Here is a 20,694-nt window from a genome sequence, read left to right as displayed (position 1 = left end):
CCGAAAAAGAATGTCCTTTTCGGGGAGTTTTATGCATATCTTATTTTGCCTGCAAAATTTCAGTTAATACAGGAACAATTTGTTTTTTACGTGATACAACACCTTTAAGAAGAGCTGTGTTATTATCAAGTTTCACATTGTATGCTTCTTCAACAGCAGCTGCTTCTGATCCAAGTGCAATGGCAACAGAGTCGCTGTTCAAAATGTCTGTCACCACCACGAGGAACAGATCCAGTTCTTTTTCAGCGATTGCTTTTTGAACGGCAGCTTCAATATCACTTTGAAGCGCTAAGACGTCAGCTGGGTCAATGGCATTAATTTGTGCAACTTCTACTTTTTTGCTGCCCATCGGGAAAACTTTTGCATCGATGGAAATAAGTTCTTCTGCCGTTTTGCCGCTCAAATCAGCGCCTGCTTTCAGCATTTCAAGGCCGTATTCCTCTGCATTCACACCAGCGATTTCAGCAAGCTCTTTCGCCGCCTGCACATCTTCCTCTGTGCATGTTGGTGATTTAAACAACAGTGAATCCGAAATGATGGCAGAAAGCATTAAACCCGCGATATCTTTTTCAATTTTCACGCCTTTTTCTTTGTACATTTTGTTCAAAATCGTCGTTGTACAGCCAACAGGCTCAGCACGATAGTACAATGGATCAGCTGTTTCAAAGTTGGCAATACGGTGATGATCGATCACTTCGAGAACGCGCACATCGTCAATGTCGTCGACGCTTTGCTGGCGTTCGTTGTGATCGACAAGAATAACCGTTTCCACTTCTGGAGCTGCTTTTTCAATTAAGCGGGGGGCTGTGGCGTTGAACTGTTTTAATGCATATTCTGTTTCACCATTCACATCGCCAAGGCGGACAGCTTCTACCTCAATGCCCAATTTTGTTTTCAAGTCTGCATACACAAGTGCAGAACAGATTGTGTCCGTATCCGGATTTTTATGTCCGAAAATAAATGTTTTTCCCATTTGTTTTCCCTCACTTTATGTATAATCTTCCGTTTTATTTTAACGCAAAACGAAAAAAGTTTCCTTACTTAATTTTATTTTAACGGAAAACTAACAAAATTCCTATATGTTTAATCAGATTAATTGTTAAATTAGTGCAAATGGCAGGATACATTTAATAAATTGCGAATTACTATAAAATGGAGGTGTTTTTTATGCAGAATAAGCAAGGCTGGAAGTTGTTTTTGACTCTTCCTGTTCTTTCATGGGCATTATATGATTTTGCGAACACCATTTTTTCATCCAACATTACGACAATTTTTTTCCCGTTTTATGTGCAAGAAGTGGCGGGCGGTGATGAACGGCTTGATCAAATCGCCAGTACCTTTTTGTCATATGCCAATGCCGTCTCCAGTTTCTTCCTCGTTCTTTTTTCACCATTATTCGGGGTGTGGATTGACCGCAGCGGGCGGAAGAAACGGTATGTTGCCGCCTTCGCACTCGCTGCCATTGTATGCACCGCATTAATGGGTTTAGTGGCCCCGCAAAATTTCGGTCTATTTGGCGGATTGCCAGCTGCGTTTGCTGTCGTCGTTGTTTTATTTGTCGCCGCCAAGTTTTTCTATCAATCGAGCTTAATCTTTTATGATGCGATGCTACCGGATATCGGGACAAAAGAGACGATGCCGCTGCTTTCCGGATTCGGTGTCGCGGTCGGCTACATGGGTACACTTGTCGGATTAACGGTCTATCCGCTTGTCAGTGACGGCCATTATGCGGATGCTTTTTTACCGACAGCGATTTTGTTTCTTATTTTCACAATGCCGATGATGTTTTTATATAAAGAAACACCTGGACCCGCGCTTGACAAACGGCCGTTTTTTGCCGGATACCGCGACGTTTTGGATACGTTTAAAGAGATGCGTCATTACCGTCCGATTTTTCTGTTTATGATCGTTTACTTTTTTATTAACGATGCGATTGCCACCGCCATTGCGATGATGGCGGTATATGCCAAAGCAATTGTCGGGTTCACATCAGGCGAGTTCATTTTACTTTACCTCGTGTCAACCGTTTCCAGTATTATCGGGTCATTTATTTTCGGGTATATCACTAAAGCCGTCGGTGCTAAAAAATCCGTCTTTTACGTTGGCTTTATTTTATTTTCCGCCCTGCTGCTCGGCACATTTGCGATCAACCAGGCGATGTTTTGGGTGACAGGAAGCCTTTTTGGTGTTGCACTCGGCGCTGTATGGGTAACCTCCCGGATTTTCATTATCGAATTGTCGCCTGAAGACAAGCGGGGACAGTTTTTCGGGTTATTTGCGTTCTCGGGCAAATTATCCGCCATTGCCGGTCCGCTTATGTACGGAACGATTACGCTTGTCCTCGCCGATTACGGAAATATCGCAAGCCGGACCGCTCTCGCATCACTTATGTTATTCGTCCTGATCGGTTTGTTCATTCATCGGAAAATTCCCGAGTAATCCGCGCAATTTTTCCATATCTGAATGAATGAGTTCCAGCAAGCCGCGATTGTAAAAAATCGAAGCCGGATGAAAAGTAGGAAACAGACAGTACTTTTTATCCGTCCACTCATACTGATCATCTTTTAAGCGCAGTACAGGCTGAATAAGCAGCCTGCCGTGAAGATCAGACACTTTTTTATCTTTTCCGGCGAGTCTTTTTAAACCAATATTGCCAAGTGTGACAATAACCGGCGCCTTTACATGCTCCATTTCATAATCTAAGAGCGGCGCATGTGCTTTGATTTCGCCGGCAGTCGGTGCGCGGTTATACTTCCGCTTTATTTTCGTTCCGTCCGGACCATTTTTCTCGCCCCATTTGTACGGGCGGCTCCGGACGGCACTTGTTATATACACATCTTCCCGTGTCACACCAGCGAGCTGCAAAAACTTCATCAGTTCATTGCCGGCACGTCCGCTGAATGGAATGCCGTTACCGATTTCTGTTTCCCCCGGTGCTTCTCCAACGAGCATCAGCTTTGCATGTTCCGGACCGCTTCCATATACAAATCCTTCCACCTGGTATGCCGCTATCCTCTTCTTGCCCAGTTCCGCAAGCTCATCCGGGATTCTCATTTCATTCACTTCTTTCTCTTTTCAATTAATGCCTTTTTTCCCGTTCTTCATCCGAAAAAACCCCCGTTCCAAAACGGGAGTTTCCCTAAACATTAAAGCTGTATTTCCTGTGTATTGTTCACAACCTCTTGCGGATAGTTTTACAATAACGATTCTACCCCATCCACATAGACAACAGAGCCTGTTACATGACTTGCGGCGTCACTTGCTAAATAATGAACGAGATCAGCTACCTGTTCCGGTTTGCCGGAACCGCCGGCAAGCGGCTGATTCCCTTCCGGATACTCAATCGGTATACGGATTTCTTTCAATTTATCATCTTCCATATTCGTACTTTCATCAATATTTGTTTCAATTGCACCCGGACAGATGATGTTCACCCGCACTTTAAACTTCGCGAGTTCAACAGCGGCCATTTTTCCGAGACCCACCTGCCCGGCTTTTGTTGTCGCATAAGCGGAGAAACCAAAATTTTTGAATGTGCGTGTGCCATTAATGGATGACGTAATAATGACGCTGCCGCCGTTTTTCTTTAAATATGGAATTGAATATTTCAACGTTAAAAATGTTCCGGTTAAGTTTGTCATCATGACGGAGTTCCAATCCTCTGGCTTCAAGTGTTCCAGCGGCGTAAACGTTCCATTCTGTCCCGCATTGGCAAACACTATATCAATGCCGCCCCATTTCGCCGCCCCTTCATTAATGGCCTTCTCCATTTGATCCGGTTTCGCTACATCCGCTGTTACATGTATTGCGCGGTCTTCCCCGATTTTTTTCACCAGTTCATCCGAATCTTCCGGACTCCGGTCAAGAAGCACGACATTGGCTCCCGCTTCTGCCAGACGAATGACCGAAGCCCGGCCAATCCCCGATCCTCCACCTGTAATGAGTGCTGTTTTCCCTTTTAGTGAATTCATTTAATTCGCTCCTTTCATAATGACACAAACTGGTGCTGAAATGGTTACTTCACTTCCGGTAAACACGGGAAGCCCGTTTGCTTCTAATTTAAATAATGTGACCTTATTGGAATCCTGATACGCGGCAATTAAGTAAGGGGCATCCGGCAGAACATAAAAACATCTTGGTGTTTTGCCTGATCCCGCAACGTGCCGCGGCTGAGACAGCGCGCCTTCTCCTTCAATATCAAATACCGCAAACCCGTCCCATCCTCGGATGGAGGCATATAAAAACCGTCTGTCCGGGCTGAACTGCAAATCGGCTCCGGTATGCTTTCCACTGTAATCTGCCGGCAGCGATTCAATCGTATCAAGATGAGTAATATCCCCATTCTGACCTGTTTTATAAACGGAAACCGTTGAATCAAGCTCATTCATGACATAAACAACGGGCATCTCCGGATGAAACAGTGCCATTCTCGGACCAGACCCCGGTGCTGTTTTTACTTCTTTCACCAGTTCCAATTTCGTTTTTTCGTACACAGCGAGTGTATCTGTGCCGAGGTCGCATACAAGCAGATGCAGCCCATCTGGAAACGGTGTCACGGAATGAACATGCGGCGCATCCTGACGCTCCTGATTCGGCCCGCTTCCTTCGCGTTTCGAAAAGGCTGCTTTCTCTATTGAATCGCCGTCCCGCTCAAATTTTGTAACAGACCCTCCGTAATTAGCTGTCCATGCAGATTTCCCCTCGGCGTAGATATGACATGGCGCCATATCACCGGCATCCGCCGTTCCTTTTAAAGCCAGTCCATCTTCGTCAATTTGAAAAAGAACGGCTTTCCCTTCCATTGATTCAGATGCTGCATACAAAAAACCGTCTGCTTCTGCCAAAAAAGATGGATTTTCTGCGCCTCTGAAACGATCCATTACTTGTATTTTTTCGCTGTCCAAATCGATCCCCACTTTATAAATGCCCGGTTCATCCTTCTTTGCGTAACTGCCGACCCATAACGAGTAATTCAAGATATAATCCCTCCATCTATATGTCTCTTCTCTTATTACCCCCAATTCTTTATTTTATACATGAAACAAAAAATCAACTCCGGCTTGTTATGTACGTTTCAGCAAAGGCATGAAATTGATGGGCCGCTGGTGACAACGGGACGTCTTTTTTCGTACCCAGCGCGACTTTTCGAGTTGCATTCATATCATTGATTTCAAGAAAATGAACAGGTTCGTCCTCGATTTCTTCTGTGCGGGGCAGCATCGCAATACCGAGACCCGCAGCGACAAACCCGACAACAGTCGTTACTTCTTCCCCTTCAAACGTAATTTCCGGGTCAACGTTTAATGTTGAACAAATTTCATCAAAAAGAAATCGAATCCCGAAACCTTTTTTAAAACAAATAAACGGTTTAGAGGACGCCTCTTTAAACGAAATAGCCGCCCGATTTGCAAATGGATGATTTAAAGGGACTGTTAAATACAGCTTTTCTTCCCGTACAATCGTCCAGTTAATATCCGCCCGCTCAAATGGGGGCGCTGTCAGACACATGTCCGCCTCGCCTGTCTGGACTTTTTTTACGTTTACTTCACCGGCGCCCTGAAATAACTGAAATGTCACATCCGGGTACATCCTTTTATATTCAGCAATCAATGACGGGATAACATGCGGCCCGAGTGTCGGTAAAAAAGAAATGGAGATATTCCCCTTACCTGGTGATGCAAGATGCTCAATTTCTTCTAATGCTTCCCCCATAAGCGCCGCAGCCTGTTTTGCTTTTTCCAGAAAAATCTCTCCAAATCGTGTTAAACCGGCTTCTTTTTTACCACGAATAAACAATGGAACACCGAGTTCCTCTTCCAAATTCATAATCGACCGGCTTAAAGCCGGCTGTGATACAGACTGCTGTTTCGCCGCTTTCGTAAAGTTCCTGTATTTAGCTACCGCAATAACGTTTTGAATTTGATGCCATTCCATCTCATCACTCCTATAAAAAAAATGCATTATATTGATAATAATTATAAATTGGATTTATAGGTGTTGGAAGCGTATAGTGAGGATATAAAATCCATTTTTAGGCTTGACGGAAAGAAGGAAGCTTATGTCTTATATTGAACAAGGGTCCATTGAACAAAAAAAAGCGAGTTTCGCTTTGTTTCTCGGCGGGTTTGTTACCTTTGCCACGTTATATACAACACAGCCGCTTATGCCGTTATTTTCCAATCAATTTGGCGTCTCGGCATCGATCGCCAGTCTGGCATTGTCTTTGTCAACCGGTGTTCTCGCTATCGCCATGATTGCAGCCGGCGCCCTATCAGATGAATTCGGCAAAAAGAAATTGATGATCATCTCCATGTTTGCGGCTTCATTGATCGGTATTTTCACCGCGCTCAGCCCCAATTTCTGGACACTGCTTGCATTCCGCGCACTGCTCGGTGTATTTTTAGCCGGCGTACCGGCCATTGCCATGGCGTATGTGTCAGAGGAATTTAATCCGAAAGCAATCGGGACGGCAATGGGTTTATATATAAGCGGAACGACAATAGGCGGAATGTCCGGGCGCATATTGACCGGACTGTTGACCGACTTGTTTAACTGGCGGATTGCGCTGATCATCATTGGTATTGTTGCCCTCGCCGCCAGCATCACCTTCTTATTTACACTTCCTGAACCGCGCAATTCAGAAAAAAAACATGCGACACTGAAAGAAATGCTGTTTGCGTATAAAGTTCATTCATACAACCGGCCGCTTCTCGCTGTCATATCACTCGGCTTTTTATTAATGGGCGGTTTCGTGACACTGTATAATTACATTGGCTTTTTATTGATGGCACCGCCTTTTTCATTAAGCCAAACGTTTATCGGATTTATTTTTGTTGTCTTTTTAACCGGCACATTCAGCGCGATGTACATGGGAAAAAAAGCGGATGTATATGGAAACCCGCGCACACTGAAATGGTCCATCGCGATTATGGCGGCCGGCGCGGTCATGACACTAATCCCAGTCCTTTCAATTATGATTATGGGAATTGCGGTTTTCACATTTGGTTTTTTTGGTGCGCACTCCATCGCCAGCGCCTGGGTCGGAGAATATGCCGGTTTTAATAAAACACAGGCTTCTTCTTTATATTTATTGCTCTATTATCTCGGTTCCAGTGTGGCCGGCTCGTTCGGCGGCTGGTTCTGGACACACCTTCACTGGCCCGGTGTTATTGGACTTGTCCTTGCCATGCTTGGCGTAACGGTTCCCTTGATCCGTTATGCGAAAAATCATAAGCCCGGCGTATATTCAACAGTCAAAAACAAAAAAAGCTCAAACGCGGCCAACAGCGTTTGAGCTTTTCACTTAATTATTTACCGCTTCATTCAAATCGTTTAAATACATCAATTCATCCACCGTCAACTCATAAAGCTGGCGGTCTCCACATTTAAAAATGCCTTGTGCCATCAGACGTTCAATCCACATCATTTGTTCTTTCTCTGTTGGTTGCATGCTGTCTTCCCCTTTTTTCTTGTTGCAATTAGTTTATTCCCCGTCTGTGTATATTATGAAACATACTTCACGACAAATTTTTACAATAATTACAAATAAGGAAGAAAGACTCACCGGCCCGGTATTATTTTTTGTTTATAAAGATGCGCGGCATCATTTGAAGACAGCGGACGGCTGAAATAAAAGCCTTGCAGTTCAAGACAGCCATTCTCTTGCAAATAGTCTGCCTGCTCTTTCGTTTCGACCCCTTCCGCCACAACGTTTAAACCAAGTGAGGAAACGATGCCGAGCAGTGCATTTACGATCGATGTATCCCGTTGATCGATGCCGATATTTTGAACAAATGAACGATCAATTTTAATGGCATCCACCGGAAAGCGGCTTAAATAATTAAACGATGAAAAGCCGGTGCCAAAATCGTCCAAGTGTACGAGAATCCCTTTTTTCCGCAGCCCTTTCAGCACCTCGATGGTCCACTGTGGATTTTGCATGGCCATTCCTTCTGTGATTTCAATAATCAGCGCGGAAAACGGGATATCATGACGGCGCACTGCCCCGCATATGTCATCCAGAATAGATTCTTTCGCAAATTGAACGGCTGAGACATTAATGGCCACGGTGACATCGGTCATACCCATATCGCGCCATTCGCGAATTTGCCGGCACGCTTCATCCAAAACCCAATCGCCAATCGGATGAATGAGTCCTGTTTCTTCGGCAACCGGAATAAATGATTCAGGAGAAACGAAACCGCGCGCCGGATGTTCCCAGCGAATCAGTGCTTCAAAACCGGTAATTTTATTTGTATGGCAGGCGCATTTTGGCTGATAAACAAGATGAAAGCCGTCATTGTTGACCGCTTCATATAAATCGTTTTTCATTTCATAACGGTCATAATCATCAACAATATCCTGAGAGAAAAAAATATAGTTGTTCTTCCCTTTTGTTTTCGCTTTATTCATCGCAATATCCGCGCAATGGACAAGCAGTGTACTGCCGCATGCATCCTCCGGGTAAAGGGCAATACCCATACTGGCTGTCATGTAACTCATATGCTCGTTCACCAGCAGCGGCGTTTGAAAACTATCGAAAACTTTATCCGCAAGCTGTTTTATCGCTTTTTCATCCGCCCTATTTTTCATAAGTACGGCAAACTCGTCACCGCTGAACCGGCAAAAAACAGCTTCTTCCTCTTTAAACACAAAACGGAGACGACCGGAAAATTGCCGGAGTATTTGATCGCCCATGACATGACCCAATGAGTCGTTAATCATTTTAAAATTATCAATATCAATAAAGAACAGCACCCATTTTTCATCCGGCTGACTGCTCAATTTTTCTTCCAGTACATCATAAAAATGATGTCTTTCCATCCATCCTGTTAACGTGTCAAAATGAGCGGCCCTGCGAAGTTTTTCTTCCATTTGCCGCCGGATCAGTTCATTCGCGGTCCGGTTCGCAAAAATGCGAAAAACAGCTGAAATGAGTTGATCAGACACCATCGGATTCGTATCCAGCACCGCGATCAAGCCCACAACATTGCCCTCTGCGTCACAAAGCGGCTCCCCTAGATAGCTTTGGGCATGTATATCGGCCAGCATACCATCATCCGGAAACAAAAGCTGTATATTTTCCGGATAAAAACACGCTTGTTTATTCACTACATTTGCACATGGGGTGGCCGCCAAATTATATGAAATATTTTCAATAATTTTATGGTCATGATACATCGCCACCACATGCACTTCTTCTATCTTTTCTCTAAATTCACCGACGAGAACAGTTGAAACTTCCAGTACTTCTGCAATTTCACGAACAAGTGATTGAAAGAAATGCCCGCCTACCTGTTCTGTCACCGCATCCGCCAGCTTTACAAGTATTTCCGCAGCATTCTTTTCCCTTTCAGAATACCTTTCTTTCATCCGTGCCCACCTCGATTCAAGAGGAAAAATACCAGTTTTCTATAATAATAAAATAATTCTGTCATTTTGTCTTGTTCTATTTCTTATTTTTCGCTATTGTTCTACTATACAAAACTTGAAAGTGAGGAATTAAGCGTTGAGCCGTATCACTTCTCTTGAAAATGCACTGCTCATTTTAAAATCCTTCTCGATAAATCAACCCGAAATGAGCGTTACCGATGTCTCAAAATTATTAGGTGTGTCAAAAAGCACCGCTCATCGGCTTTTATCATCTCTGGCTGCTGAAGGATTTGTCGTCAAAGACCATCAAACACACCTTTACAGCCCCGGTTCATCCATTTTGGCATTGACGAATATTGTTAATTCACAAATTCATATTTTAAATGAAGCGACGCCCGTGTTAAATATGCTTGTCGAATCAACAGGTGAAAACGCGCATCTGGCTATTTTAGAAGGGCTTGATATCATATATTTGCAGACGATTGACGGCACTTATCCTTCTGATGATTTTATCCATATCGGGCGGCGTCATCCCGCTTTTTGTACAAGTTCGGGACAGGCGATTCTTGCCTTTGAACCGGAGGCCGCCGGCGAATCGGCGAAGCACCTTACATCTTATACAAAGAAAACGATTACATCAATTGACCAATTTAACAAACGACTATTACAAATCCGTCAAAACGGCTATACTTTTTGCGAACAGGAATTCCGCGAGCAGATTACCGGGATAGGCGCTACTGTTTTTAATAAAAAAAAGAAAGCGATTGCGTCCATAAATATAACCGCTGATCCAAAAAGAGCCGCTTCCCCTATTTTGCAAAAACGATACATAACCGCTGTCCAAGAAGCAGCCAGACAAATGACGGACATCGTGACGTTCAGACAAAAGGGGGCGAAAAGATGACCGGCAATGAGAAAGATAAAAAAACATTATCGTCTGTGACTAATGCGATGCGGCTCCTCCGGCTGTTTACACCAAAACAGCCGGAGCTGAGCATCACGCAAATGACAAAGCTGAGCGGCATTCCAAAAAGCAGTGTTCACCGGCTTGTACTCATTTTGACGAAAGAAGGGTTTCTCTCCAAAAACCCGCGTACGAACCATTACCGGCTCGGTTTATCCATCTTGACGCTCGGCGGGGTCATTTTCAGCCACCGCGAGCTTTATAAAGAAGGCTTCCCGACCGTCAAAAAAATGGCTGAATTACTGGATGAATCGACGCATATTTGTTTGTTGGAAGAGGACCACGTCGTTTATTTATTCCGCGCAGAAAGCAGCCATCCAGACCGGCTGCTGACCCAAATTGGCCGAAAAAACCCGGTTTACTGCACAGCGGAAGGGCTCTGCATTCTCGCCTTTCAAGAAGAAAAAACGATCGAACGGGCGCTGTCGGGAGAACGGTATGCCTATACACTTAAAACCGTGACGAATAAGAAGGAAATCAAGCATATTTTAGCTGACATCCGTGAACGCGGATTTTGCATTTTGCATGGATCATATTATGAGCACTACACCAGCATCGCCGTCCCCATTCGTGATCATACCGGCTCCGTCGTTTCTTCTCTTTCTGTCATCGGTCATTCAAGCCGTTTGACCGGCGATCGTGCTGAAGAAGCAGCTTTTAAAATGATGAAAGCAGCGGATGATATTTCCAAGCATCTCGGTTTTTACGAATAATTTTCGTGCGTGACATTGTGGAAGATATATGATAGGCTGAAAAAAACTGAATATTCATCCACTGGAGGTGCCCTTTAAAAGGGCTGAGATCAAAGTGATTGACTTTGGGATTCCTGGAACCTGATCCAGTTCATACTGGCGTAGGAAAGTGGCGAGACCTTTATTTTTTTGTCGTGTTTATACAGCGCTGCTTTCCATTTCGGGATGCAGCGCTTTTTGCATTTTTGAAGATGGAGTTGATCATCATGATTCATGCGGTAACGGATGGCACCGGCTTATCCGAAAGCGTGATAACCGCTTCCGTATCCCTTCATCCGCGCGTCGATGCCCTTTGCCTGCGCGAAAAACAACTGTCTGAAATGGAGATCAGTCAAAAGATAAAAGGAATGATTGAACGGGGAATTCCTTCCGGAAAACTGATTGTTCATTCTTTTCCTGACATCGCTGTTCAATACGATTTGCAAGGGGTCCATTTCACCGAATTCGACGAACGGATGAAGTCTTTCAAGCAAGCATATCAACACATACAGGCCGGCAAATCCGTTCATTCTTTGAAAACGGCAAAACAGGCAGAAGAAGACGGAGCAGATTACATTTACTTTGGACATATTTTTGAGACTTCTTCCAAAAAAGGACTGCCGGGCCGAGGGTTGGATGCCTTGTGCGAAATAGCTGCTGCTGTTTCCATTCCGGTCATCGCAATCGGCGGCATTGATTTTGGAAATATGAAAACAGTGTTTGGTGCAGGCGCAACTGGCGCAGCCATGATTTCAGCTTTCTTTAAAAATGAGGAGTGATCTCAATGAAACAATATGATTGTCTTATTGCCGGCGGCGGTGTGATCGGCTGTTCCATCGCATACCGGCTGGCGAAAACTGGACTTTCTGTGGCAGTATTTGATGCCGGTAAGGCTGGCGTCGCATCGATGGCGGCCGGCGGAATGCTTGGCGCTCAAAATGAATTTGAGCAGGAAAACCCGCTTATGACGATTGCGCTTGAAAGCCGGGCTATGTTTTCAGATGTTCGCGATGAACTGTTTGAGGAGTCCGGCATCGATATTGAACTGCGTAAGGCGGGATTGTTGAAAGTGGCGGCAGCAATGGACGACCGGCCGGCACTTCTCGAGCAGTATACCTTTTTATCCGGAAAAGATTCATCGGTCCAATGGCTGGAGCCGGGTGACGTCCCGGCCGTTGAACCTTGCATGACAGCTGATACGGCCGGCGCGATTTATTTGGAGAAAGACAATCAAGTAAAAGCGCCTTTGCTCGCCCGTGCTTTTTTGCACGCCGCCGTGAATGCCGGTGTACATGTATATGAGCAGGAAGCCGTGCTTCAAGTGCTGATAGAAAAAAATAAAGTGTACGGTGTTCAAACAACGAACGGGATGTATCATGCAGACAGTTTCATTAATGCCGCCGGTGCGTGGAGCAGTGAATTGCTTGCGGAAACCGGATTTACACCGCCGGTTATTCCTGTTAAAGGGGAATGCGTGTCAGTGAAATTAGCGGAAGAAGCGCCGGTAAAAACGGTGTTCTCAGTGGATGGCTGTTACATTGTGCCAAAACGGAATAAAGAAATGCTGATTGGCGCGACATCATACCCCGGCTCCTTTGATACATCCGTCACAGCCGGCGGAATCCGTTCGCTTTTGAACAGAGCTGCCCGTCTATTGCCGGTGCTTGATGAAGGCGTCATCCAACGTACATGGTCCGGCGTCCGGCCGCAATCGTCAGATGGTCTGCCCATCATCGGCTCCCACCCTTCTGTTGACGGCCTTTATTTATGTACAGGGCATTACCGGAACGGCATTTTATTAAGTCCGGTAACCGGGGTATTAATGGAGCGTTATTTGAGCGGATGCGAAAAGGCAGCTGCTGCTTTGGCTCCCTTCTCCCCATCACGATTTTTAACAAAAAAGGAGGAATTTTTCGTATGAATATGACGGTGAATGGACGCGGCGTGGAACTGCCGGATCATGTGACAACGGTCCGTGATTTGCTCGACCATTTTAAGCTCAATAAAGAACTGGCTATTGTGGAACTTAATCAATCCATTTTAGATAAAACAACACGTGACGATGCGGTGCTTAACGACGGTGACCGGATCGAAATCGTTCAATTTGTAGGAGGCGGATAATATGTTAAAGATTGGACCTTATTCATTTAAATCAAGACTGCTGCTCGGGACAGGAAAATTCCCTGATTTTGATATTCAAAAAGAAGCGGTGGAAAAATCAGAAACAGAAATTTTAACTTTTGCGGTGCGCCGGATGAATATTTTTGAACCGGACCAGCCGAATTTTTTGGAAAAGATTGATGTGAAAAAATATACGTTGCTCCCAAATACGGCAGGCGCGAAAACAGCTGAAGAAGCGGTGCGTATCGCAAAGCTTGCCAAAGCATCCGGGCTTTGCGACATGATTAAAGTGGAAGTAATCGGCTGTGATAAAACGCTGCTCCCGGACCCGGTTGAAACGCTAAAAGCATCTGAAATGCTTCTGGAAGAAGGATTTATCGTCCTGCCATACACATCTGATGATGTACTGCTGGCAAAGCGTCTTGAAGATCTGGGCTGTCATGCGATCATGCCGGGTGCTTCGCCGATTGGAACAGGTCTCGGTATTATTAACCCGCTTAATATTCGTTACATCATTGAACAGTCATCTGTACCCGTTATTGTGGATGCGGGAATTGGTGTACCTTCTGATGCAGCCAAAGCGATGGAACTAGGCGCAGACGGTGTGCTGCTCAACACAGCTGTGTCGGGAGCGGATGATCCGGTGAAAATGGCCGAAGCAATGAAGTATGGCGTACTGGCTGGACGTGCCGGCTACGAGGCAGGACGCATTCCGAAAAAAATGCATGCCGCAGCGTCGAGTCCGCTGGAAGGAATGAGTATACTTTGACCGAACGGTATTCACGCCAAATTTTATTTTCCGGCATTGGAAAAAAAGGCCAAGAAATGCTTCGCAGCAAACACGTTTTAATCATTGGCGCCGGAGCGCTCGGCGCGGCCAATGCCGAAATGATTGTCCGCGCCGGCGTTGGCCGCGTGACCATTGTTGACCGTGATTACGTCGACTTTTCCAACCTGCAGCGGCAAAATTTATATACCGAGCAGGATGCCATTGACCGCCTGCCAAAAGCGGAAGCGGCGCAAAAAAGACTGACCATGATTAACTCCGATGTCGTTATCGATGCTTTAACGCTCGATGCCGATCCTGATTTTTTAGAGCGGATTTTATCCGGCGGTACCGTCGATCTCATTATTGATGGAACTGACAACTTTGACATCCGGTTTGTCATCAATGACGCAGCGCAGAAACATGGCATTCCGTGGGTATATGGTGCATGTGTCGCTTCAGGCGGTTTGTCACTGCTGGTTATTCCAGGTGAAACGCCCTGCCTGCACTGTTTAATGGATGCCATTCCACAGGCAGGCGCCACATGCGACACAGCAGGCATCATTTCACCGGCTGTGCAAATGACCGCTTCGGCACAGACAGCGGAAGTATTAAAATGGCTGACCGGAAATCGGGAATCCCTGCGCGGTACCATTTTTTCATTTGATTTATGGATAAATCAATTTTCTTCCGTTGATGCGGCGAAATTGAAAAAACCGGACTGCCCATCCTGTGGGGCAAATCCGGTGTATCCGTTTCTTTCCTATGAACAATCGACGAAATTTGCGGTGTTATGCGGACGTGATACGGTTCAAATACGGCCATCCAATATGAAGCAGCGCGATCTCCATCTTTTATCCGAAAGTGTGGAAAAAAGCGCACATATTACGCATAAAAACGCCTTTTTGATTTCATTTAAAAATGATCCATATACGATTACCGCTTTCAAAGACGGACGCGTATTTATACATGGAACATCGTCAGTGGAAGAAAGTAAAAAAGTATATTACCAATATTTCCAATAATCCCGCTGCTCCACAGCGGGTTTTTTGTTAACCGCAGTCACGCGGCTGAATCCTGCCCGGCTTGTTGTTTCTTCAGCAAAAACACAAGCGGCAGCGCAATGACAAGCGGGACAATGGAGTAAAGAAATACATCCCCTGCTGCAAAAGCCAATGCTGAATCAAAATCAGTGTTTGCAGCTGTATATTTTTTTGATTGAAACGCTAACAAGGCTGAAAAAAGCGCAATCGATAAAGAAGCAATCGACTGTCTCGCCCAGTTGTTGAGTGCCGATGCATAGCCGGCAATGTCAACCGGCACAGCCGACATGCCCACGTTCGTAATCGGCATATTGCAAAGCGCAATACCAAGGTAACGGACCGACGTCCAGATGACCATATATAAAGTGGTTGTTTCAATGCTTAAGTCCCCCATCATATACGTGCCGACAATCATAATGAGCAGGCCAGTCAAGATAAGCGCTGCAGGACCCGTTTTGTCATACAGCTTTCCGGTCACCGGCGTGAACAAAGCCATGACTAGTGCTCCCGGCATCATGATCAGCCCCGTTTCCAGCGCGCCTAGACCAAGTGAGCTTTGCAGAAAGATCGGAACTAAAAAAGCGCCCGCATACAAAGCGACAGACAGCACGGCACTTAATAGAAGGCTGTACGCATAACGGCGATGAGAGAGAACCTTGAAATTAAGAAGCGGAAACTGAATCCGGGTTTCCCTGCGGACAAACAGCGCCAGCAATAATAGAGCAATTCCTGTAACAAGCAGCGTCTTAACATTTGTAAAACCCCATGACTCCGCTTCCGCAAAAGCTGTCAGCAGTAAAATGCTCCCGATAAATGACAGCAGCAGTCCCGGGAAATCAAATGGCATTTTTGCACCGGAATCCGCACCAGGAATAAAGATGACCGCCGCCCAAACAGCAGCCGCCGCAATGGGTAAATTCATATAAAATAACGCCGGCCAGCCTGAAGCATCAATAAAGAAGCCGGCCAGTACAGGACCAAGCGCCGGCGCCAGTACAGCAGATAAACTCCACAAACTGATTCCGAATGCCTGCCGCTCCCTTTCAATGGTTTTATAGACGAGTGTCATCGTTGATGGCATAATGATCCCGCTGAACATCCCCTGTACAATGCGAAACACAATTAAACTTTCAATATTCCAGGAAAAAGTACATAATAACGAACAAATAAAAAAACCAATAAGAGCGGATATATACACACGCTTATAGCCAAACCGGGCACCAAACCATCCTGTCGCCGGTGCAACCGCCCCCGTTGCCAGCATAAATCCGGTCACCGTCCATTGGGCTGCGGGCAAATCCGATGAAAACTCATTGATAAATGCCGGCACCGCAATATTTACAGTGGAAGTATTCATCACGGCTAAAAAATTACCAAAAAATACGGCAAAAATGATCGACCAAAATGCATTTTGCTGTTTTGACTCCATCCATTACACCTGATTTCCTTGTCAATCTCCGGTTTTAGTATAACAAAAAGTTTCGTGTTTCGAAATAAGAGCTCCCTATCCCCATAGAAAAAAGCCCTGATGAACAGAGCTTTTTCATCTTACATTACTAAGGTTTGCTGAATAAATGATAGCGCTTTGTTTACAAGGGGATGGCTTCCTTCAAAACGTTTGTCCATTTCATCAGGTATAACTCGTCATCGCCGCTGAACAGTTTACGCATATTCGATTTAAATTTATCCGCTCCAATATCGGTTTTAGCTGCAAATGTTTGGCCATACTGATTTTCCACTAAGATACCGCTTTCATTTTTAGAAATGATTTGAACACTTTGATTATTAAACAAGGTAAGTTTAATGGTTTTACTAAAAAACTTACTTAGCCAATTTAGCTTTTATCTCATTAGTTGCCTCTTGATCAAATTCACTAGGCTGATTATGATAGGCAGCCCGTTTTTCAGGAACTAAAGATAATGCGATGGCCGCAATCAGTCCCGGAATAGCAAATGCAATAAAATTCAATTGAATCGGTAATGTAATAGATAAAAGGAATCCTCCTAATAACGGTCCCAGCATACCACCCATTCGGCCAATTCCTGAAGATACTCCTAAAGCAGTGGAACGTATATATGACGGGTAGTATTGTGAGACATAAGCCTGGACAATATTTTGTGCGCCAATTGTAGCAGCTCCTGCAATCGCAACCAGCAGATAAATAACAATTGTATTTCCGCTAAATCCGAGTAACGTGAGCGCGACTGCACCTGAAGCATACATAGGTACAAGCATCTTTTTAGAACCATATTTATCACAAAGACGAGCAATAATTAATGTACCGATAATCGCTCCACCTTGAAGGGCGATCAAGAAACCTAAACTTGAATTTAATGCATAGCCCGCTTCCATCATTAATTTAGGAAGCCACGTATTCAATCCATATACCATTAGTAAACAGCTAAAAAACGCAATCCAAAACATGACCGTACTCAAACCTCTTTTTTCTTTAAACAATCCGATAACTGGAACTTTTGATTCAGCCAAAGGGATACTCATCATCTCATCATCTTTATTAAAAGTAATTCCCGGGCTGACTTTTTTCAATATCCGAAACATTTCTTCTTTATTGCCCGTTCTAATTAAATGAACAGAAGACTCTGGAAGATATCTATACATGAAAGGCAATAACAATAAAGGAATACCAGCGACCCAAAAAATTGATTCCCAACCAAATTTAGGCATTATGATAATCCCAAGCGTTGGCGCAAGCATTCCACCGACAGAATATCCACACAGTACAATTGAAACGACCATGCTCTTCATCTTTTTTGGTGAATAATCAGTCATTAACGCAATAATGATCGGCATAATACCTCCCAAACCTATGCCAGCAAAAAAGCGATAGATGGAAAAAATTGTAGGGTCATTAGCAAATCCACATAAAACGGTAAAGAGACTAAACAATATCACCGATAAAGCGATTACATTTTTCCGCCCAATTCGATCAGCCAAAATCCCCAAAAAAATCGCGCCGAACATCATACCGAATAATCCGTAACTGCTCATTGCTCCTGCTTGAACTGACGATAGGTTCCATTCTTGAATCAACAACGGGACAACAGTTCCATAAACGACTAAATCATATCCATCAAATAGGATGATAAGAAACCCCCATGCTAACAGCCCCAAATGAAAGCGGTTAAATTTACTGTTACTAATGATTTCAGTAGTGTTGATTTTTGCCATACAAATGATCCCTCCAGGTGAAATTCAAAGATATTTAACAGCGTTTACTTTTCCCACCAAAAAATTCCGTTATTATTTTCCATGATTCATATTATAAAAATAGTGAACTATGTATCTTAATAAGAATATACAGGATGTTACAAATACATTTCAACAAAAATTTCGGGATGATTTCATCGTTCTGAAATCCTTCGTGTTCATTAGACTGAAGAAAGCCCTGAATTACAGGGCCATTTCATTTATCTTACTAAATTCTTATGATATCTATATAGGAAATCCGTTGCGCTGAAATCATTCGCTTCGCGTGATTTAAAGATCGTGTTGCGGAGTAAAATAGACAACTCATCTTCCGCATGTAAAATTTCGCCCCATATTCTCGCATTGCGCTGTACCTTCGCTGTCCGTGGAATACGCTGTTCCTGATAGTTTTTGAAAATCATTTCGTAGTCTCCCTCATTTTTCAACAGTTCGTCCGCGAGACAAGCCGCATCTTCAAGCGCCTGGCAGCCGCCTTGCGCCAAGTATTGAAGCATTGGATGAGCCGCGTCGCCAAGAAGCGTAATGTTCCCTTTCGTCCAATTATCAATCGGTAGACGGTCGTACATCGGCCAGCGGATTTGACGCTGAATGAATGAAAGAGCATTGACAACGAGCGGATGGCTTCCTTCAAAGCGTTTGTCCATTTCTTCCGGAGTACCCCAGTCCTCCGATCCTTCTTTATATTCAAACGATTTAAATACAACAACCTGATTGTATAATTCCCCGCGGCGAACAGGATATTGAACAAGGTGAAGATTAGGTCCAATCCACATAATCACATCATCAAGGTTGCTATCAGCCGAGATTTCATTAATTGGGATCGTACCGCGGTATGCAACATATTCCGAGCAAATAGGTTCATCATCGCTGAACAGTTTACGCATTTTTGATTTAAGGCCGTCTGCTCCAATGACCGCTTTTGCCGTAAATGTCTCGCCGCGCTGATTTGTGATTAAGATACCGCTTTCATTTTCCTCCGCTGATTGAATCGATTGATCATTTAACAAAGTAATTTTATTTGATTTTTGGCACGCTTCTAACAACACTCTATGCAAATCGGATCTGTGCATCACAATGTATGGCTGGCCGTAGCGTTCCTGAAATTCCTCTCCCAGATCAAGCGCTGTTAATTCTTCACCTGTATACACATCTTTTAATACGAGACGTTTCGGAAACACAGCCAATTTATTAATTTCTTCCACAAGTCCGAAACGATCCAAGACAGCCATCGCATTAGGACCAAGCTGGATGCCCGCACCCACTTCGCCAAACTCAGGTGCCTGTTCCAGTACGGCAACTGTTTTCCCCGCTTCCACTACACCAAGAGCTGCTGCCAGTCCGCCAATTCCACCGCCGACAACAATAACTTCGCTTACATGTTGCATGTTATACACTCCCCTTTATCAATTCCATTATTAGTGACTTATATTCATCATTAATAAACACATTAAAGCAATTTTTTCCCTTTGTCAATAAATTGTTGAATTGATAAATACTTTTCTTTTTTCATCCACTACTGCTACACTGATTGTCAAAGATAGAAACAAGTCAAAGGAGAAAATAATGACAGAACAAAAAAGTCCTCAAGGAATTCAATCTTTACAGATCGGCTTAAATATTCTCGATGTTTTTCTTGAAAAAGCACGCCCTTTAAAATTTGCGGAAGTGCAAGAATACACCGGCATGACGAAAAGCAATCTGTATAAATATTTGCATACATTTACACAATCCGGCGTCCTTTACCGCGATCCCGTGCAAAATACTTATTCACTCGGCAGCCGGTTGATTGAATATGGAAATGCGGCACTCGGCAGCACCGACATTATCGGACGCGTTCTTCCTCATTTAAAAGAAATCAGCCAGCAAACATCGTTAACCACTCTTCTTGCGGTCTGGTCACATGACGGCCCTGTTATAGCCCACATCTGGAACGCAAATTATGGCATTAACATCGGCGCGCAAATCGGTGCAAAACTGCCACTGTTATCATCATCCGGAAAAATTTTTGCGGCATTTATGAAGGGAACGGAACGACAGGAGTGGGAGCTGCGGGAACTCAGCAAATTAACAGAACTAAAACGAAAAGAATTTATAACAGAACGCGGAGAGATAGAAAAAAATAAATTTACGTATGCGTCAGAGCCGCTTATAGAGCACATTTCATCATTCAGCGTTCCTCTCCTCGACTTTCAGCAAAATCTGCTTGGTGCACTGACTGTCGTCGGGTTTACACCGCTTGTTCCAAAAAATACGGATGATGAAATCAGCCAGTATGTCCTTGAGCAGGCCCAAAAAATTTCATCATCTTTCGGCTACCGTCCATAAAAGCCATTCCTCACTAGTAAAAGCCGTCCAACCGGGCGGCTTTTACTATTAGATCATGTTCACGCGACTCTTGCTCTCGCTCACCGACTCTTGCTCTCGCTCACCGACTCTTGCTCTCGCTCACCGACTCTTGCTCTCGCTCAC

Annotated in this window: 21 protein-coding genes and 1 riboswitch; of the genes, 10 read left to right on the top strand and 11 right to left on the bottom strand. The window is 44.4% G+C overall.

The genetic code is table 11. From position 1 onward, the window contains the following. Positions 1 to 40: 40 nt before the first annotated feature. Positions 41 to 973, bottom strand: a complete 933-nt coding sequence (locus BTO30_RS11620) for a manganese-dependent inorganic pyrophosphatase (protein WP_075398899.1) — start codon at positions 971 to 973, stop codon at positions 41 to 43. 194 nt (positions 974 to 1,167) lie between these two features. On the opposite strand from BTO30_RS11620, the gene BTO30_RS11615 reads away from it, so the two are divergent. Beyond that, positions 1,168 to 2,439 (top strand): MFS transporter, encoded by a 1,272-nt coding sequence (locus BTO30_RS11615; RefSeq protein WP_143331954.1) that lies wholly within the window; start codon positions 1,168 to 1,170, stop codon positions 2,437 to 2,439. Here the strand turns inward: BTO30_RS11615 and BTO30_RS11610 are convergent. From BTO30_RS11610 to BTO30_RS11595, 4 genes are all read right to left on the bottom strand, one after another. Beyond that, on the bottom strand, positions 2,392 to 3,054 hold the full coding sequence (locus BTO30_RS11610) for a uracil-DNA glycosylase (protein ID WP_075398897.1): 663 nt from the start codon (positions 3,052 to 3,054) through the stop codon (positions 2,392 to 2,394). The two genes, BTO30_RS11615 and BTO30_RS11610, sit on opposite strands and share 48 nt — an antisense overlap. 140 nt (positions 3,055 to 3,194) lie before the next feature. After that, the gene (locus BTO30_RS11605) at positions 3,195 to 3,971 is read right to left on the bottom strand and encodes an SDR family oxidoreductase (RefSeq protein ID WP_075398896.1); all 777 of its coding nucleotides are present in this window, start codon (positions 3,969 to 3,971) and stop codon (positions 3,195 to 3,197) included. Then, a complete protein-coding gene (locus BTO30_RS11600; protein WP_075398895.1) occupies positions 3,972 to 4,976 on the bottom strand; it encodes a lactonase family protein in 1,005 nt (334 codons plus the stop codon). A gap of 73 nt (positions 4,977 to 5,049) precedes the next feature. Further along, positions 5,050 to 5,934 carry a LysR family transcriptional regulator gene (locus BTO30_RS11595; RefSeq protein ID WP_075398894.1) on the bottom strand — a complete coding sequence of 295 codons (885 nt, stop codon included), beginning with the start codon at positions 5,932 to 5,934 and terminating at the stop codon, positions 5,050 to 5,052. A 124-nt stretch (positions 5,935 to 6,058) separates the two neighbouring features. On the opposite strand from BTO30_RS11595, the gene BTO30_RS11590 reads away from it, so the two are divergent. Continuing rightward, positions 6,059 to 7,294, top strand: coding sequence for an MFS transporter (locus tag BTO30_RS11590; RefSeq protein ID WP_075398893.1), 1,236 nt, complete (start codon positions 6,059 to 6,061; stop codon positions 7,292 to 7,294). A gap of 9 nt (positions 7,295 to 7,303) precedes the next feature. On the opposite strand, the gene BTO30_RS16865 is transcribed toward BTO30_RS11590, so the two are convergent. After that, positions 7,304 to 7,450 carry a Fur-regulated basic protein FbpA gene (locus tag BTO30_RS16865; protein ID WP_083632389.1) on the bottom strand — a complete coding sequence of 49 codons (147 nt, stop codon included), beginning with the start codon at positions 7,448 to 7,450 and terminating at the stop codon, positions 7,304 to 7,306. 110 nt (positions 7,451 to 7,560) lie between these two features. Continuing rightward, a complete protein-coding gene (locus BTO30_RS11580) occupies positions 7,561 to 9,372 on the bottom strand; it encodes a putative bifunctional diguanylate cyclase/phosphodiesterase (RefSeq protein WP_075398892.1) in 1,812 nt (603 codons plus the stop codon). Positions 9,373 to 9,508: 136 nt separating this feature from the next. Between BTO30_RS11580 and BTO30_RS11575 the strand changes: the two genes are divergently transcribed. The 7 genes from BTO30_RS11575 to BTO30_RS11545 all read left to right on the top strand — a co-directional run bounded on the left by BTO30_RS11575 (position 9,509) and on the right by BTO30_RS11545 (position 14,979). Next, positions 9,509 to 10,276: an IclR family transcriptional regulator gene (locus BTO30_RS11575; RefSeq protein WP_075398891.1), complete on the top strand. Its 768-nt coding sequence runs from the start codon at positions 9,509 to 9,511 to the stop codon at positions 10,274 to 10,276. After that, positions 10,273 to 11,049 carry an IclR family transcriptional regulator gene (locus BTO30_RS11570; RefSeq protein ID WP_075398890.1) on the top strand — a complete coding sequence of 259 codons (777 nt, stop codon included), beginning with the start codon at positions 10,273 to 10,275 and terminating at the stop codon, positions 11,047 to 11,049. Before BTO30_RS11575 ends, BTO30_RS11570 begins: the two co-directional genes overlap by 4 nt. Before the next feature lie 53 nt (positions 11,050 to 11,102). Continuing rightward, a riboswitch (TPP riboswitch) is annotated at positions 11,103 to 11,213 on the top strand. 81 nt (positions 11,214 to 11,294) lie between these two features. After that, positions 11,295 to 11,846 (top strand): thiamine phosphate synthase, encoded by a 552-nt coding sequence (locus BTO30_RS11565; protein WP_158023594.1) that lies wholly within the window; start codon positions 11,295 to 11,297, stop codon positions 11,844 to 11,846. A 5-nt stretch (positions 11,847 to 11,851) separates the two neighbouring features. After that, a complete protein-coding gene (gene thiO / locus BTO30_RS11560) occupies positions 11,852 to 12,988 on the top strand; it encodes a glycine oxidase ThiO (RefSeq protein WP_075398889.1) in 1,137 nt (378 codons plus the stop codon). Further along, the gene (gene thiS / locus BTO30_RS11555; protein WP_075398888.1) at positions 12,985 to 13,188 is read left to right on the top strand and encodes a sulfur carrier protein ThiS; all 204 of its coding nucleotides are present in this window, start codon (positions 12,985 to 12,987) and stop codon (positions 13,186 to 13,188) included. The genes thiO and thiS overlap by 4 nt, the downstream gene beginning before the upstream one ends. Before the next feature lies 1 nt (position 13,189). Next, the gene (locus BTO30_RS11550; RefSeq protein WP_075398887.1) at positions 13,190 to 13,957 is read left to right on the top strand and encodes a thiazole synthase; all 768 of its coding nucleotides are present in this window, start codon (positions 13,190 to 13,192) and stop codon (positions 13,955 to 13,957) included. Then, positions 13,954 to 14,979, top strand: coding sequence for a ThiF family adenylyltransferase (locus tag BTO30_RS11545; RefSeq protein WP_075398886.1), 1,026 nt, complete (start codon positions 13,954 to 13,956; stop codon positions 14,977 to 14,979). Before BTO30_RS11550 ends, BTO30_RS11545 begins: the two co-directional genes overlap by 4 nt. 37 nt (positions 14,980 to 15,016) lie before the next feature. Here BTO30_RS11545 and BTO30_RS11540 read toward each other — a convergent pair whose 3' ends face one another. The 4 genes from BTO30_RS11540 to BTO30_RS11530 all read right to left on the bottom strand — a co-directional run bounded on the left by BTO30_RS11540 (position 15,017) and on the right by BTO30_RS11530 (position 19,610). Further along, entirely contained in the window at positions 15,017 to 16,426 is a 1,410-nt protein-coding gene (locus BTO30_RS11540) for a DHA2 family efflux MFS transporter permease subunit (RefSeq protein WP_075398885.1), read from the bottom strand. A 160-nt stretch (positions 16,427 to 16,586) separates the two neighbouring features. Then, positions 16,587 to 16,736, bottom strand: a complete 150-nt coding sequence (locus tag BTO30_RS17240) for a hypothetical protein (protein ID WP_158023593.1) — start codon at positions 16,734 to 16,736, stop codon at positions 16,587 to 16,589. An 82-nt stretch (positions 16,737 to 16,818) separates the two neighbouring features. Continuing rightward, the gene (locus BTO30_RS11535; protein ID WP_075398884.1) at positions 16,819 to 18,186 is read right to left on the bottom strand and encodes an MFS transporter; all 1,368 of its coding nucleotides are present in this window, start codon (positions 18,184 to 18,186) and stop codon (positions 16,819 to 16,821) included. Positions 18,187 to 18,425: 239 nt separating this feature from the next. After that, the gene (locus BTO30_RS11530; RefSeq protein WP_075398883.1) at positions 18,426 to 19,610 is read right to left on the bottom strand and encodes an FAD-dependent monooxygenase; all 1,185 of its coding nucleotides are present in this window, start codon (positions 19,608 to 19,610) and stop codon (positions 18,426 to 18,428) included. 178 nt (positions 19,611 to 19,788) lie between these two features. On the opposite strand from BTO30_RS11530, the gene BTO30_RS11525 reads away from it, so the two are divergent. Next, complete coding sequence (locus BTO30_RS11525; RefSeq protein WP_075398882.1) at positions 19,789 to 20,550, top strand: IclR family transcriptional regulator; 762 nt, start codon at positions 19,789 to 19,791, stop codon at positions 20,548 to 20,550. The last annotated feature ends 144 nt before the right edge of the window (positions 20,551 to 20,694 follow it).

It is taken from the genome of Domibacillus antri, from assembly GCF_001936625.1.
Lineage (GTDB): Bacteria > Bacillota > Bacilli > Bacillales > Domibacillaceae > Domibacillus > Domibacillus antri.
Note: the sequence above shows the minus strand (reverse complement) of the source record. Positions and strands in the feature narration are given on the sequence as shown.